Raw genomic sequence first — 16168 nt, 5'->3', positions numbered from 1 at the left:
ACTTTATAGTTAAGTAAAGTAAATCTCAACGTAAAGAAATCCAATTATGTCGTTGTCTTAGAAGAATGTAACTACAATCATTGATACAAATAAGATTGTTAAATAATTTAGGGAATAAACAAACATTTGCACGGACCATTTGATGTCATCTTTCTTACGGAAGCCATAAAATCCTAAAACGATCCATCCGATGTTAAGCAGTGTTGCAATTACCATAAATGTTATCCCTAGTCCACTCATATAAAATGGGAGTGGTAATAAACATACTGTCCAAATCATAATTTGGCGTTTCGTAATTTCAAATCCATGAACTACAGGAAGCATTGGAACTCCTGCATTTCGATATTCATCAACACGTTTCATCGCTAATGCAAGGAAATGTGGGATTTGCCAAATAAACATAATTAAAAATAACATCCAAGCAATTGGATGACCTAAAGATGGATCGATTGCTGCCCATCCAATTAAAGGTGGAACTGCTCCAGATATACTACCTACAACAGTATTTAGTGTATACTTTCTCTTTGTCCATAAAGTATATAGGACAACATATGTGAAAGCACCAATAAATCCCATTAAAACTGCCATTGGTGTTGTTAATAATAAGAATACAAATCCAAGAAGTAATATAACTAGTCCAAATGTAAGTGCAAATCCTGGTTTATACTTTCCAGTAACCGTTGGACGAGTCTTTGTTCTTTCCATTAACGGATCGATGTCTCTATCGATGTAGTTATTTAAACAACATACCCCCGCCATAATTAATCCTGAACCAACGATTGTAAAAAATAGCTTATCCAGATTGTCCATCACACTTAATCCATTAAAGTGTAACGCCAACCAAAATCCTGTAAATACAGTAAGTGTATTTGAGTTTACAATCCCCATTTTAACGAGTGCTGATAAATCTTGTAACCGAGTTGTTTCCGGTACACTTGTAACAGCAGACTCATCATGCAGCTCACTTGTTGCATGGTTCATCACTCTAACCCCCTCTTAAAACTTTCATCTTTCTTTTTGCGCTTATTTCAAATGAAATAATTCGCTTCTATATAGCAATATTATTACAGTAGAAACATTGTTAACCCATTCTACTACTAATCTACGCCCATACTCCAATATATTAAATCATATTTCCCGAACATTTTGTGAAGAAAACATGAACTTTTTGTGTCGGATATAAAAAACTTCATTCTGACTTGTCCTTATCATAACATGATGTTACCTTCTATAATAAACTATTTTGTCCTATTTAACACGTATTCTCCCCATTTCTTTTCAAAACAGCCTATTTTCCACCTAATTTTTTCCTTTCAAACCCTGTTTTTACACCTATTTTCTCTCCCTTTCCTTCCCCCTCCATTTCTTTGCTATTTTATTATTTTTTATATATCATAGGAACTAGCGCGTTTTATTCTATACATAATGGAATGAAAATATTTCGCAATAACTTCATAGCAGAAAGATGGTGAAAGAGATTGCAACGCTTTATTAAATGGTTAGCAGTCATTACAAGCATTGATTTATTAATAGTTTTATTAGGAGGCGCTTTAGTTACAAAAACAGGTTCTGGTCAAGGTTGTGGTAAATCATGGCCACTTTGTAACGGTGAATTTGTTCCATCTAATTTATCAATGGAAACTATTATTGAACTTAGCCACCGATTAACATCAGGATCAGCTGGAATTCTTGTCACTCTCCTTTGTATTTTGTCCTGGAAATATTATAAACATGTGCGTGAAACAAAAACGTTAGCAATTTTATCCTTCGTATTTTTAGTTGCACAAGCATTAATGGGAGCAGCAGCAGTTGTTTGGGGACAAATGCCAGCTGTACTTGCTATCCATTTCGGTATTTCCTTAATTTCATTTGCTTCTGTCATTTTATTAACGTGTCTTATCTTTGAAATTGACCAAAAATTTGATGCACGTTCACTTATTATGGACAAAAAAATGAAATTTCATATTTATGGTGTAACAATTTACAGTTATATTGTCGTCTACACAGGTGCTTTAGTACGTCACGAACGAGCTAGCTTAGCCTGTCCAGACTTTCCTTTATGTAGCAAAAACAGACCTATGCCAACTCAACTACATGAATGGGTTCAAATGGGCCATAGAGTTGCAGCGATGTTAATTTTCGCTTGGATACTATACGCCATGATTCTCGCTATTCGCCATTACAAGCAGCAACCTGTAGTATATTGGGGATGGATCATTTCATTTATCCTCGTTACACTTCAAGCTGTAGTAGGAGTTTTAGTTGTATTTACAAACGCTAGTTTAGCGATGGCATTGTTACATTCTCTATTCATTTCTTGCTTGTTTGCCGTACTATGCTATTTAGTTATGTTAGGAACACGAAGTAAAGTGAATGCCAAAGAAGCCGAATCAACTTCTAAACAAACAAAATAATTTAAAACTAAAATCCCTTGCCAATTCGGCAAGGGATTTTTTGCAATAAAAAAGAGCTGTGTTTACACAGCTCTTTTCTTATTTTAGTGATCTAATTCAATAAGTAAATCACCCGTTTGAATTGCATCACCATCGTTAACATATACTTTCTTCACTTTACCATTGAACGGCGCTTGAACTGTCGTTTCCATTTTCATCGCTTCTGTAATTGCCATAGAATCGCCTTTTTTCACTTCTTCGCCTTCTTTTACAACTACTTTAATTACCGTTCCTGGCATCGTTGCACTAATATGATTTGGATTCTCACGGTTTCCTTTCACACGTTGTGCAACTGTTGCTTTTACACTCTCGTCTTTCACGATAATTTCACGTGGTTGACCGTTAAATTCCAAGTAAAGAACACGATTTCCATCCGGCTGAGGTTCTCCAATTGATACTAGTTTAACCATCAATGTTTTACCCTGTTCAATTTCTACATCAATTTCTTCACCTAGTCTCATACCATAGAAGAACGTCGGTGTATCAAGTACAGATACATTTCCATAAAGCTCAGCAACTTTTTCATAATCCATAAATACTTTTGGATATAAAGCATATGCTACTACATCAAAAATCGTTACTTCGCGTCCAAGTTTATGGAATAATTCTTCTTTTAACGCTTCGAAATCTACTGGCTCTAGTAATTCACCTGGTCTTACTGTTAATGGCTCTTTCCCTTTTAAAATAATCTTTTGTAATTCTTTCGGGAAACCACCGTACGGTTGACCTAAATCACCAGAGAACATTTCAACAACAGACCCTGGGAAGTCCATCGCATGTCCACGCTCTAAAACATCTTGTTCTGTCAGATGGTTTTGCACCATAAATAATGCCATATCACCAACAACTTTTGATGATGGTGTTACTTTTACAATATCTCCAAACATGTCATTCACACGGCGGTACATTACTTTCACTTCATCGAAGCGATCTCCTAAACCAACCGCCTTCGCTTGTTGCTGAAGATTACTATACTGCCCACCCGGCATTTCATGCATATATACCTCTGTATGAGGCGCATTCATACCACTTTCAAATGGTGCATAGTATTTGCGTACATCTTCCCAATAGTGAGATAGTTTTTCTAAAGAATCTATATTAACATCTGGTTGTCTTTCGTTTCCGCCTAACGCATAGTATAGCGTGTTCGCACTTGGTTGTGACGTTTGACCAGCCATAGAACTCACTGCTACATCGACGATATCAACACCTGCTTCAATTGCCTTCGTATACGTTAATATACCATTTCCACTCGTATCGTGCGTGTGCAGATGAATTGGAATCGACACTGTCTCTTTTAATGCAGAAACTAAATCATATGCTGCATTTGGTTTTAGTAAGCCCGCCATATCTTTAATACCTAAAATGTGAGCTCCTGATGCTTCTAACTCTTTTGCTAAATTTTTATAATAATTTAAATCATATTTACTACGCAGTGGATCATGAATATCCCCTGTGTAGCACATTGTTGCTTCTGCAATTTTACCAGTGTCTCGTACAGCGTCAATTGCAACTCTCATGCCTTCCACCCAGTTTAAACTATCAAAAATACGGAATACATCAATGCCTGCTTGAGCAGAACATTCCACAAATTTTTGAATTAAATTATCTGGATAGTTTTTGTATCCAACTGCGTTTGAAGAACGAAGTAACATTTGGAATAACACATTCGGCATTTTTTCACGAAGATCTAGTAATCGTTCCCATGGATCTTCTTTTAAGAAACGATACGCAACATCAAACGTTGCACCGCCCCACATTTCTGCTGAGAATAGGTTCGGTAACATTCTCGCTGTTGGCTCCGCAATTTGATGTAAATCTTTTGTACGAATACGAGTTGCAAGTAATGACTGGTGTGCATCACGGAATGTTGTATCCGTTAAAAGTACACGTTTTTGATCCTGTACCCATTTTACTAATCCGTCCGCTCCACGCTCGTCCAAAATTTGTTTCGTTCCATTTTGGATTGGCTCTGAATGTTTTAAACATGGAATACGAGCATCTGGGAATATTGGTTTTTCTTTTTTCCCTACTCCTGGGAAACCATTTACTGTTACTGTACCAATGTAATTTAACATTTTCGTTCCACGGTCTTTACGTTTCGGGAACAAGAACAATTCAGGTGACGCATCGATAAATGAAGTATCATATTCTCCTGATAAGAAGTTTTTATGCTTTACTACATTCTCTAGGAATGGAATATTTGTTTTAATACCACGAATACGGAATTCTTTTAAGTTACGTTCCATTTTTGCAGCAGCTTGCTCAAAAGTAAGTGCCCAAGTTGTAACTTTTACAAGTAAAGAATCGTAGTACGGTGTAATAACTGCACCTTGGAAGCTATTTCCTGTATCAAGACGCACACCAAAACCACCACCTGATCGATACGCCATAATTTTTCCTGTATCCGGCATAAAATTATTTAGCGGATCTTCAGTTGTTACACGAGATTGAATTGCAAATCCATGTACAACTACTTCCTCTTGCTTCGGAACACCTACCATTTTGCTATGTAATGAATGTCCATCCGCTATTAAAATTTGTGATTGAACAATATCTACTCCCGTAATCATTTCTGTAATCGTATGTTCTACTTGAACACGTGGATTTACTTCAATAAAGTAAAACTCATCATCTTTTACAAGGAATTCTACTGTTCCTGCATTTAAATAGTTTACATTTTTCGTTAACTTCACAGCAGCATCACAAATACGCTGACGCAGATCATCTGAAAGTGATACACTCGGTGCAATTTCTACAACTTTTTGATGACGACGTTGTACAGAACAGTCACGCTCGTATAAATGAACAACATTGCCTTCTTCATCTGCTAAAATTTGTACTTCTATATGTTTAGGTTTTTCAACAAATTTTTCGACGTAAACTTCATCATTACCAAAAGCTGCTTTCGCTTCTGATTTCGCTCGATTATATGATTCTCCTAATTCCTCACTAGTACGCACAATACGCATACCACGACCGCCACCCCCAAGGGATGCTTTAATAATAATCGGGTAATCATACTTTTCAGCAAATTTTTCGACTTCTTCTAATGAATTTACTGGACCATCACTACCAGGTATAACTGGAATTTGTGCTAGCTGCGCTTGTGTTCTTGCTTTCACTTTATCTCCAAACATATCTAAATGCTTACTTTTCGGACCGATAAAGATAATTCCTTCTTCTTCACAACGTTTAGCGAATTGAATATTTTCTGACAAGAAACCATATCCAGGGTGGATTGCATCTACATGATTACTTTTTGCAATCTCAATAATGCCTTCAATATCTAGATAAGCATCAATTGGTTTTTTTCCTTCCCCAACTAAATAGGACTCATCGGCTTTATAGCGATGATAAGAACCACTATCCTCTTTAGAATAGATTGCAACTGTTTTTAATCCAAGTTCCGAACAAGCTCGAAACACACGAATTGCAATCTCTCCACGGTTAGCTACCAATACTTTTTGAATACGTTGCAGCTTTGTCATGATTTTCCCCCTCTACTTTCCTACCACTCTAGAGATAAAATATACACACACCTTAAAAAGCGTGAAGTTCTTCACTTTCCACATTATATTATACTTAGAAAGCTTCACTTTATTTTTATCCATCATACCTTATTTTCTAACAAATGATAAGTTTTCTGTGCAATTTGTTTCACAAAAATAGTATAGCATACCTCTTCCTTTCCTAACAACTTAATTGTATATCACATTTAACTTAATGTGATATATCTTTTAACTGAAAGAGAAATTAGTACATCATATTTAAAAATAAAAAACACATCATGCTCTAAAGCACAATGTGTTTTTATTTTACAACTACAAGATGTGGTCCATTTTGTTCTCTTTCTTTCATTACACCATTCTGTTGTTTCTCTTGTCGTTTCACGTGACTAGCAATATTGAGTAGTATTCCCATTGCAAGTAGATTAGCTATTAAGGAACTTCCACCATAACTAATAAACGGTAAAGGCACTCCCGTAAGCGGTATTAATCCAGACATACCACCAACATTAACAAAAGTTTGTACTCCTATTAAACTTGCAATTCCGATTGCAATTAAACTTCCAAAAGGATCGTTACATTTTTGAGCAATCCTGAATGAACGAATAATAATAAGTAGCAAGCAAATTAAAATAATAGCTACACCAATAAAACCTAATTCTTCAGATATAATAGCCATAATAAAATCTGTTTGCGGTTCTGGTAAATACCCATATTTTTGCACACTATTTCCTAATCCTCGACCATTTAGCCCTCCTGAAGCAATTCCAATAAAAGAATTTACTAATTGGAATCCATCATTCTGAGGATCATTGAATGGATCAAGAAAAACTGAAAAACGTGCCTTTTGATATCCACTTAATTTATAATTAGCCAAAAAATATAGAGCTGGAATCCATACTATAGAAGTTAAAACAATTCGTTTAATCCATAAATTAATCCTTACTCCTGAACAAAGAAACATAATCCCTACTGTTCCTGCAATTAACAAATCGGTACCTAAATCATTTTGCTTTAAAATTAAAAACATTGCCATTCCAACAAAACCAAGTGTAAGTCCCGACCCTTTAAAAACAGGTGTATTTGTTTCTTGTCTCCTTGCAAAAAAGCGAGCTAATATAATAATAATCGATAATTTAACAAATTCAGCGGGCTGTATACCTAATATCCAACCTTTTGCACCATTTATTTCCTTACCAAAAATCAAGGCTGCTGCTAGTAAAGCAATACTCCCTAGCCCCATCGCCGATAAAATTATTCGTTTTCTCCAAAACTTATAAGGTAACGAAGCTACAATTACTAACAATACCGTTCCGATAGCTAAAGTTATTAATTGTTTTTTAAAAAAGTAATTTGCCGGCCAGTTATGCCTCGAAATCGCAACAATGGAACTAGAACTATATACCATTATTACTCCCAGCACACATAAGATAACAAGAGGAAGTAATAATGAATAATCCATTGATTTCCATACTTTTTTCATTTCATTTCCTCTTTCTGTTTCAATTTAATTATTGTTGTATTCCATATGTACATTGATTCTTCCTGCTTTATTATACAAATAAAAAGCTCAAACTAATTTAGTTTGAGCCCCCTTATTTGAACCCGTTATTGTTGTTTGTTTGTAAATGCTTCATGAAGTGCAGATAACTCACGTTCGAGCTCACCTAACATTGCTTTCCCTTGTTCTTCTGCAATAAGACCAAGGCGAACCGCAAAATCGACCTCGCGGGATAGTCCAAACATTTGTGTGTCTAACACTTCTTCATATAATGGACATTGCGGCATTGTAAGATGGTCCATTTGCACCTTAATAAGTCTTAAAATCTTCTCTGCATCCGCTTGTAGAAGGGCTAGTGCCTTTTCCTGATGATTTGCTACTGTCTCAGACGCCAAATTGATTCCCTCCGTTTCCATCCTACTCTCCTCTATCCTATCTATTAATATTAGCGATAGTTTTAATAAATTGCAATAGAAACATTTTTTGTGACAACAGTGTCTAATACTATTATACTGAAAAGTGGGAGTATAACACAAATGGGGGAACAACAATGAGCGAAATTTTATTTATTAACGGAAAAGTACGTTTTCCAATCACTATTGATCCAACTGTTTGGATCTTTGATGATCGAAAAGTAGATTTGACAACTTACTTTGATGAAACTAGAGAAAACACGTCTGAACTAGAAACTTATTTAAAAAACACTTCAGAACATTGGGATCGCGAAATCCGTGATGGTGCCGCTTTTCCTCCAATACAACAAAGTGTGAAGAAATATAAAAAAGAACAGCTGATTACTGGAACATTTGGTATACCATTTCATCCATTCCTTGCTAACGCTGAAATTTTAGAGGACGCTACGCAAGTTGAAATTGAAACGGTAGATCATACAATGACACTTCCATTAGAAACTGTCAAAAATGCTATACTAGGCTTTTCAAAAGAAGGAAAACCATTAAAAGAAGACGGGCCTGTTCATCTCTATTTTAATGATGGATCTAATCAACAAAATCCAATCCGTAACATCCGTAAATTTACAATTATTTAAAGAAAAGGAGTGAGCTTAAGCTCACTCCTTTTTACAATAAATCTGCTGCTAGTTGAGCTAAATTAGATCGCTCCCCTTTAACAAACTTCACATGACCACTAATACGCTGTTCTTTAAACTTCTCTACAACATACGTTAAGCCATTATTATATTCATCTAAATATGGGTGATCAATTTGCTGAGGATCTCCCATCAATACAATCTTACTCTTTTCCCCTACCCTAGTTAATATCGTCTTCACTTCATGCTTTGTTAAATTTTGTGCTTCGTCAATGATAATGAACTGATCTGGAATACTTCTCCCGCGTATATAAGTAAGGGCCTCTACTTCAATCGAACCCATTCCAGCTAAAATAGCATCTAACTCTCCTGGCTTTTTCGTATTAAATAAATACTCTAGGTTATCAAAAATTGGCTGCATCCATGGTCTTAACTTTTCTTCTTTTTCTCCTGGTAAATAACCGATATCTTTTCCGACTGGAACAATTGGTCTTGCCACAAGTAATTTTTTATATAACCCTAAGTCTTCTGTTTGCATAAGTCCCGAAGCTAACGCAAGTAACGTTTTTCCTGTGCCGGCTTTCCCCGTTAACGTTACAAGCGGAATATCTTCACGAAGCAACAATTCTAATCCCATAATTTGCTGCACGTTTCGTGGTCGTATCCCCCACACTTGTTCATTGTGAAAAATAAGTTTCTTTACCTTCTTACCTAAGTGATCCACAATGCCAAGAGCAGAACTAGAGCCCCCTAATGCATCTTTCATCACTACAAATTGATTTGGATAAAAAGGATGATTCGCAATTTCAGATAGAGGCAATTCACCTTTCTCATAAAAATAATCCAATTGTTCTTTTGATATATATCCTTCTAAAAAACCAGAATATATATTTTCTACTTCAATTACGCGATCACTTAAATAATCTTCAGCCTTCAAACCAATTGCATCAGCTTTTACTCTTACGAGTACATCTTTACTTACTAAAATAACAGACTTCCCGTCCTCTTTTTCCTGTTCTTCTAAAGATAGATTTTTTGCTACAGCTAAAATTCGATTATCATTTGTTTTTTCTACAAAAATATCTTGTAGTTGCACAAATGAACGATGGTTCAATTCAATACGAAATGTTCCGCCGTTTTCTAGCGGGATACTTTCATGCAGCTTTCCTATTTCACGAAATTTATCTATTAACTTAGATACATAACGAGCGTTTCGTCCTACTTCATCCATATAACGTTTTTTCGAATCAACCTCTTCTAATACAACTGCTGGAATCACTACTTCATTGGTTTCAAATGAAAAAATAGATAAAGGATCCTGCAAAAGTACATTCGTATCTAACACATAAATTTTATCCAACCTGTTACCCCCTGACTCCACTTTTAAATTTGTAGAACAAGGGTTTCATCCATAAAATATGGACGAACCATTGTTATAATTATATGTACCGTGTAAACGAGGTAGAATCGAAAATCATAGTCATTAAACCTTTTATTTATTCTTTATTCATTTCTATTCAATATATTACTTTTTATTATAATTATTAACGTTAAATCACAATAACCGATTACAAAAGTGAATAAACAAATTTCCTATTTAGCATCTTTATAATTCTCTTATCCCTACTAACACTTCATTATCCAGCTTTTTCGCTGCCCGAAGATCATATGTTTTTTCATATGTTGGTTCAATTGCAAGTTTCGCTCCATAAAACATAACATCACGCACTTCTTGCACATTTACTTCTATTACAGTTAATTTTAGAGAAATACCTTCCATTCTATCTGTCAAAATTTCACCTGCACCACTTATAGAAAATACGGATTCATTCGCCATTATAGTCAATACCACACCTGTATTATGCTGTATATTTTCCACAATACGTGAACGTTGATCTACTGCAAATCGAATACTAGTTTTACTCACTGCATACACCCAAGAAATAGCACTTACGTTAGGAACTTGTTTTTCGAAATCTGTCGTTGCTATCATAACGATACATTCTTTACGCAACGTTTGTACTAAATCCTCTGTTAAGGTAGGCTCTACTACATTCGCCATATTTTCACCTCCAAACATACTTGGTATATCCTTATCATAACTTATTTTTTGAATTGCGAAAATATTATTTTTTCCCGCTATTATTCAAAAACATTATACTTCCATGATATACTTATACTGATAGAATTCGTATTGAGGTGACGAAATGAGAGTCAAATGTATGATTTGTGATAAAAAAGATATGTTAGATGATGAAAATCCTATGGCAAAAAAACTGCGTAATCGCCCTATTCATACATATATGTGCATGGAATGTTCGGAACGAATTGCAGAGCGTACAATGGAACGTCATGCAAGTGGTAATTTCCGATTATATCGTGATAAAAAAATCGAAGATGATTGGTAAAATGTAAATAAGTCCTTACTCATATAGATAAGGACTTATTTATATTTTTCTGGTTCACGATTCATCTGATCCAAAAAACAATCAATGGCTTCTAACGGAAACCTTGCAGATTTCCGTTCTCCATTCATTTCATATGTAATTAAATACATTTCCTCGTTCTTTTCGACTTCCACATTTCTTAATTTATGTTCTTCATATATCATATTTTGAAATAACAAATATGTTTCTTTTGCAGCACTATCATCTAGACGTGCTTCCGCAACTGTTTTAATTGTTAACCAATTATATAGTGCATCTTGTACTGAACGCATGAAAACTCCCCTTCCTTATCCTGCTTTTTGTTGTTTCGCTTGACGCAAACGCAATCTATAAATTCCAAGTACAATTGCCGCTACAACAAGTCCTTCTCCAACAGGTAAAAACACAGCAAAAAAGGTTAATACTGTGCATCCAATTGCTAATGATATGTATATCACAATATTTTTTAGTACAGACAACTTTTTAGCAAATCCTAAATTATAAACGAGAGCACTTAATATAATAATCGTCCCATAAAGTAACCACATTCCTAACTCTGGATTTTCATCTACCTTACACAATTTTGCAAAAAAAGACATCCTTTCTAACACACTCTTCCCCCCTAGCAGTAAAATGCAATTTTCTTTATACACTTAATACAAGAGTAACTCGCAAAAAAAATACTGTCCACAAAAATGAGTAAATATTCTAAAAAATAAACAAAATAAAAAACAACGCCCTTTATAAAGGGCGTTGTTTTTTTATTTTTACGCTTCAACAGATTTCTTTTTCTTAGCAGCTCTTTCGCGCTCACTCTTATCAAGAATCTTTTTACGTAGACGAATTGATTCTGGAGTTACTTCACAGAACTCGTCATCGTTTAAGTACTCTAATGATTCTTCTAAAGTCATTAGGCGTGGTTTCTTCATTGTTGAAGTTTGATCTTTCGTCGCAGAACGAATGTTAGTTTGTTGTTTCATTTTCACAACGTTAACTGTTAAGTCGTTCTCACGAGTGTGTTCTCCTACAATCATACCAGCATATACTTCTGTACCTGGTTCAACGAAGATTACACCACGGTCTTCAACTTGCATAATACCGTATTGTGATGCTTTTCCTGTTTCAAGTGAAACTAGAACACCTTGACGACGTCCACCAACTTGTCCAGCGTGTACTGGTTGGTAGCAATCGAATGTATGGTTTAAAATACCGTAACCACGAGTTAATGTTAAGAATTCTGTTGTGTAACCAATTAAACCACGTGCTGGAACCATGAAAGTAAGGCGAACTTGACCGTTTCCGTTATTCACCATATCTAACATTTCACCTTTACGTGCACCCATAGATTCCATAATAGAACCAGTGTATTCTTCAGGTACATCGATTTGTACACGCTCTACAGGCTCACATCTTACGCCATCAACTTCTTTAATGATTACTTCTGGCTTAGATACTTGTAATTCATAACCTTCACGACGCATGTTTTCAATTAAGATAGATAAATGTAGTTCCCCACGTCCAGATACGATCCACGCATCAGGAGAATCTGTATTATCTACACGTAAACTTACATCTGTTTCTAATTGTGAACGAAGACGCTCTTCAATTTTACGAGATGTAATGTATTTACCTTCACGACCTGCAAATGGGCTGTTATTTACAAGGAACGTCATTTGTAGTGTTGGCTCATCAATACGTAATAATGGTAACGCATCTTCATGCTCAACTGGACATACTGTTTCACCAACGTTGATGTCTTCCATACCAGAAACAGCTACTAAGTCACCAGCTTTTGCTTCTTCAATTTCTTGACGTTTTAATCCAATGTAACCAAATAATTTTGTTACACGGAATTGTTTTACACTTCCATCAACTTTCATTAAAGCAACTTGTTGTCCTACTTTCATTGTACCGCGGAATACACGACCAACTCCAATACGTCCAACGTAGTCGTTGTAATCAAGAAGTGCTACTTGGAATTGAAGTGGCTCTTCGCTGTTATCAATTGGTGCTGGAATATGTTCGATAATTGTATCGAATAATGATTTCATATTCTCTTCTTGATTTGCTGGGTTTGAATCTAAGCTTGCTGTTCCGTTCATTGCTGATGCAAATACAACTGGGAACTCTAATTGATCTTCGTTTGCACCAAGCTCAATGAATAAGTCGATTACTTCATCAACTACTTCATCTGGACGAGCGAAGTCACGGTCAATTTTGTTTACAACTACGATTGGAGTTAAGTTTTGCTCAAGAGCTTTCTTTAAAACAAATCGTGTTTGTGGCATACAACCTTCATATGCATCAACAACAAGTAAAACACCATCAACCATTTTCATGATACGTTCTACTTCTCCACCGAAGTCAGCGTGACCAGGTGTATCTAAAATGTTAATTCTTTTATCTTCATAGTGAATCGCTGTATTTTTCGCTAAAATTGTAATACCGCGTTCTCTTTCTAGATCATTTGAATCCATTGCGCGTTCTTCAACGTGTTCGTTCGCACGGAAAGTCCCCGCTTGACGTAATAACTGGTCAACAAGTGTTGTTTTACCATGGTCAACGTGGGCAATAATTGCTATATTACGTAAATCTTGTCGTTTTTTCAACATGTCCAACTCCTAATGTCTTTTTAATCCTTCTCTATTATAAGAGCGAAGGGGATACAATAGCAATTAAAATAAAAGCAAGAATGAAAATATAGTTGTATTCTTACTTTTGTGAAAGTAAAATGAGATTGGAGGGTGAAGAAATGGAACACATTCAATATCGCTTTTTATTAACTGCAATTATCGGTGTTATTTTCTTAATCGGTATCGGCATTATGATTGCTGAAAATAGTCCAATCGGTATTATTATTTGCATTATCGGCACATTTGTTACAGTTGGATACGGTTTTGTAACAAAAAGAAAAATGCGCAAATCACAATAACGCTAAAAAGTAAGAAGCTTATACACAGCCTCTTACTTTTTTTGTTGCTCTCATATAAACGATAACACTTCTTCATACACTCCTGGTTTTGCAACTAACACACTGCTCTTCTCTATGATAGAAAGTGGCGCTCCAGAGAATGTCGTCACCTTACCTCCAACTTCTTCTACAATTATCTGTCCTCCGCCAAAATCCCATGGTGATAATCTCGGCGTTACATATGCATCTATTCTTCCTGTTGCAACGTATACCATCTCTAACGCTGCACAGCCATATGATCTTGTGCCCCTTGCTTTCTTAACAAGTGCCATCATACTTTCCATATTAAGCAATGGATTATCTGTAAGCCATATCGCATTTAAAGCTACAATACCTTGCTCTACAGTTCCTTTTTTCAATGGAGGAATTGATATATCATTACAAAAAGCTCCAGATCCCTTGACTGCATGATATAGTTCATCATGCACTGGATCATATATAAGTCCAATCTTTCCGATACCGTTCTCATAAATCCCAATTGAAATCGCAAAATTTCTTTTTTGATGAACAAAGTTCATCGTGCCGTCAATTGGATCAATTAACCAAACAACCCCGTCAGAAGACGTTATCTCGTCTCCATAACCCTCTTCTCCTAAAATATTATGATTCGGGAATGTTTCTTTAATTTTCCCAATTAAAAACTGTTCTATCTCTCGGTCCATATTTGTAACTAAGTCAGCTGCATTTGATTTTGTTTCTATAATAAGTGCTTTTTTCATTGATGCCATTAAATGCTCTCCTGCATCCCGAATCCACCGTTTGGCGTGTGCATCAATGTCTTTCCATACTTCTTGCATGTTTAAACACTCCGATCTATACTGTTCACAGAAAAAACGAACCCTTTATAAGGTTCGCACCAACTAATTTTTTATACATATACTATTATTACGCTTCTAAACGAATCATTTCAAGTCTTAACACTTCTAACTTTTGTACACACTCTTCTTTTTTCTGTTTATCATCTTCCATCATCGCATCATATAAAGTTGCTAATTCATAATCTAACTCCAAACGTAGCACCGGTATTCTCTTTTCAGCATCTGTTCTCTTTAACGCATTAATCACCTGTCTCATATTATTTGCCTCCTCCCAATATTCGTCTGCCCTCGGACTAGAATTAATTCAATTTTCTGATTTTTTGTTTTATACTATACTATGTTGGATAAATCATCTATGCAACAAAATTATATTTTTTTATTTAAATTTTTTTTGTGCTGTTTTTTTTATGAATAGTACAAGCTATGCTAAAATAAAAGCAAAATAGGAGTTGGAGGAACAATCATGACAATACAAACATTCAAGTCAACTGATTTTGATGTCTTTACAGTTGATGGTCTCGAAGAACGAATGAGTGCAATTAAAACGAACATTCATCCTAAGCTAGAAGCTTTAGGGGAACAATTTGCAGAATACTTATCCAAACAAACTGATGAGAACTTTTTTTATCATGTTGCAAAACACGCACGCCGCAAAGTCAATCCACCAAACGATACTTGGGTTGCTTTTTCAACAAATAAACGAGGATATAAAATGCTACCGCATTTCCAAATCGGCTTATGGGGTACTCATGCCTTCATATACTTTGGTTTAATCTATGAGTGTCCACAAAAAGTTGAGACGGCTCATGCCTTCTTAGAACATTTAAATGATTTAAAAACAAATATTCCAAATGACTTCGTTTGGTCCATTGACCATACTAAACCAAGTGTGAAATTACATAAAACACTTGAAACCGAAGACTTACAAAAGATGATTGAACGATTAGCTACTGTAAAAAAGGCAGAATTATTAGTTGGTATTCATATATCACCAGAGGAGTTTTCAGCAATGACCAACGAACAATTCCTTGCTAAGATTGAATCTACGATGCAATCACTCCTTCCTTTATATGCACTTTGTAATCGATAGTAGAAAACGGACAATTTATATTGTCCGTTTTTAGTTGTTATCACATTATATCACTTCAGTTTTTATTTTTCAAAATATTTTTTACATTTTTACAAGCTTTTGTTCTTCGACTTCTTTTGCCCTTTGAATAACACGATATATAGAGTATCCACTTACTTCTTCAAATTCTTTATCAATTTTCTTTTCTTCTGCTTTCGATGGAACAATCTCTTTAAAACGACGATATAAACCCATTAATTCTTCTCTTATAATCCCTTTTTCATAAGCTTTCTCAATCGCTTCATAAAACTTAACAATTTTAACCATTTCCTCATTTGACCAATCATAATCTAACGGATATTGATATTCCATT

The 16168-nt window shown here is 35.2% G+C and carries 17 protein-coding genes; 5 read left to right on the top strand and 12 right to left on the bottom strand.

Annotation, left to right across the window (positions count from 1 at the left end; translation table 11 throughout):
• Positions 1-57 precede the first annotated feature (57 nt).
• Positions 58-981: a protoheme IX farnesyltransferase gene (gene ctaB / locus MR169_RS10110; RefSeq protein ID WP_001015064.1), complete on the bottom strand. Its 924-nt coding sequence runs from the start codon at positions 979-981 to the stop codon at positions 58-60.
• Positions 982-1478: 497 nt separating this feature from the next.
• Here ctaB and ctaA point away from each other — a divergent pair, with 497 nt between their 5' ends.
• Positions 1479-2414 (top strand): heme A synthase, encoded by a 936-nt coding sequence (gene ctaA / locus MR169_RS10105; protein ID WP_016118565.1) that lies wholly within the window; start codon positions 1479-1481, stop codon positions 2412-2414.
• Between the two features lie 83 nt (positions 2415-2497).
• Here the strand turns inward: ctaA and pyc are convergent, their stop codons facing one another.
• The 3 genes from pyc to MR169_RS10090 all read right to left on the bottom strand — a co-directional run bounded on the left by pyc (position 2498) and on the right by MR169_RS10090 (position 7858).
• Positions 2498-5944, bottom strand: a complete 3447-nt coding sequence (pyc, locus tag MR169_RS10100; protein WP_016118566.1) for a pyruvate carboxylase — start codon at positions 5942-5944, stop codon at positions 2498-2500.
• A 322-nt stretch (positions 5945-6266) separates the two neighbouring features.
• Positions 6267-7445, bottom strand: a complete 1179-nt coding sequence (locus MR169_RS10095) for an FtsW/RodA/SpoVE family cell cycle protein (protein ID WP_000758413.1) — start codon at positions 7443-7445, stop codon at positions 6267-6269.
• Positions 7446-7570: 125 nt separating this feature from the next.
• The gene (locus MR169_RS10090) at positions 7571-7858 is read right to left on the bottom strand and encodes an Fpa/YlaN family protein (protein WP_000135694.1); all 288 of its coding nucleotides are present in this window, start codon (positions 7856-7858) and stop codon (positions 7571-7573) included.
• Positions 7859-8013: 155 nt separating this feature from the next.
• Here MR169_RS10090 and MR169_RS10085 point away from each other — a divergent pair, with 155 nt between their 5' ends.
• Positions 8014-8511, top strand: a complete 498-nt coding sequence (locus MR169_RS10085) for a molybdopterin-binding protein (RefSeq protein ID WP_001289809.1) — start codon at positions 8014-8016, stop codon at positions 8509-8511.
• A 31-nt stretch (positions 8512-8542) separates the two neighbouring features.
• On the opposite strand, the gene MR169_RS10080 is transcribed toward MR169_RS10085, so the two are convergent.
• A complete protein-coding gene (locus MR169_RS10080) occupies positions 8543-9871 on the bottom strand; it encodes a PhoH family protein (RefSeq protein ID WP_000358083.1) in 1329 nt (442 codons plus the stop codon).
• 246 nt (positions 9872-10117) lie between these two features.
• Positions 10118-10573: a pyridoxamine 5'-phosphate oxidase family protein gene (locus MR169_RS10075; protein WP_000024595.1), complete on the bottom strand. Its 456-nt coding sequence runs from the start codon at positions 10571-10573 to the stop codon at positions 10118-10120.
• 145 nt (positions 10574-10718) lie between these two features.
• Here MR169_RS10075 and MR169_RS10070 point away from each other — a divergent pair, with 145 nt between their 5' ends.
• The gene (locus MR169_RS10070) at positions 10719-10919 is read left to right on the top strand and encodes a YlaI family protein (protein ID WP_002082250.1); all 201 of its coding nucleotides are present in this window, start codon (positions 10719-10721) and stop codon (positions 10917-10919) included.
• Positions 10920-10954: 35 nt separating this feature from the next.
• Here MR169_RS10070 and MR169_RS10065 read toward each other — a convergent pair whose 3' ends face one another.
• The 3 genes from MR169_RS10065 to typA form a co-directional block, all read right to left on the bottom strand.
• Complete coding sequence (locus MR169_RS10065) at positions 10955-11230, bottom strand: hypothetical protein (protein ID WP_242319346.1); 276 nt, start codon at positions 11228-11230, stop codon at positions 10955-10957.
• A gap of 15 nt (positions 11231-11245) precedes the next feature.
• The gene (locus MR169_RS10060; protein ID WP_242319345.1) at positions 11246-11548 is read right to left on the bottom strand and encodes a YlaH-like family protein; all 303 of its coding nucleotides are present in this window, start codon (positions 11546-11548) and stop codon (positions 11246-11248) included.
• Positions 11549-11704: 156 nt separating this feature from the next.
• Entirely contained in the window at positions 11705-13549 is a 1845-nt protein-coding gene (gene typA / locus MR169_RS10055) for a translational GTPase TypA (RefSeq protein ID WP_000914759.1), read from the bottom strand.
• Between the two features lie 140 nt (positions 13550-13689).
• Between typA and MR169_RS10050 the strand changes: the two genes are divergently transcribed.
• The gene (locus MR169_RS10050) at positions 13690-13869 is read left to right on the top strand and encodes a DUF5325 family protein (RefSeq protein ID WP_000400127.1); all 180 of its coding nucleotides are present in this window, start codon (positions 13690-13692) and stop codon (positions 13867-13869) included.
• 50 nt (positions 13870-13919) lie between these two features.
• Here the strand turns inward: MR169_RS10050 and MR169_RS10045 are convergent, their stop codons facing one another.
• Positions 13920-14705 carry an inositol monophosphatase family protein gene (locus MR169_RS10045; protein ID WP_001158703.1) on the bottom strand — a complete coding sequence of 262 codons (786 nt, stop codon included), beginning with the start codon at positions 14703-14705 and terminating at the stop codon, positions 13920-13922.
• Positions 14706-14793: 88 nt separating this feature from the next.
• Entirely contained in the window at positions 14794-14982 is a 189-nt protein-coding gene (locus MR169_RS10040) for a hypothetical protein (RefSeq protein WP_001250164.1), read from the bottom strand.
• A gap of 207 nt (positions 14983-15189) precedes the next feature.
• Between MR169_RS10040 and MR169_RS10035 the strand changes: the two genes are divergently transcribed.
• Positions 15190-15816 (top strand): YktB family protein, encoded by a 627-nt coding sequence (locus MR169_RS10035; RefSeq protein WP_000155317.1) that lies wholly within the window; start codon positions 15190-15192, stop codon positions 15814-15816.
• An 81-nt stretch (positions 15817-15897) separates the two neighbouring features.
• Here the strand turns inward: MR169_RS10035 and MR169_RS10030 are convergent, their stop codons facing one another.
• A complete protein-coding gene (locus tag MR169_RS10030) occupies positions 15898-16167 on the bottom strand; it encodes a UPF0223 family protein (RefSeq protein ID WP_242319344.1) in 270 nt (89 codons plus the stop codon).
• Between the last annotated feature and the right edge of the window lies 1 nt (position 16168).

It is taken from the genome of Bacillus cereus group sp. BfR-BA-01349 (assembly GCF_022663795.1).
GTDB classification, from domain to species: domain Bacteria; phylum Bacillota; class Bacilli; order Bacillales; family Bacillaceae_G; genus Bacillus_A; species Bacillus_A cereus.
The sequence above is the reverse complement of the archived record's forward strand: the minus strand, read 5'-3'. Positions and strand labels throughout refer to the sequence as shown.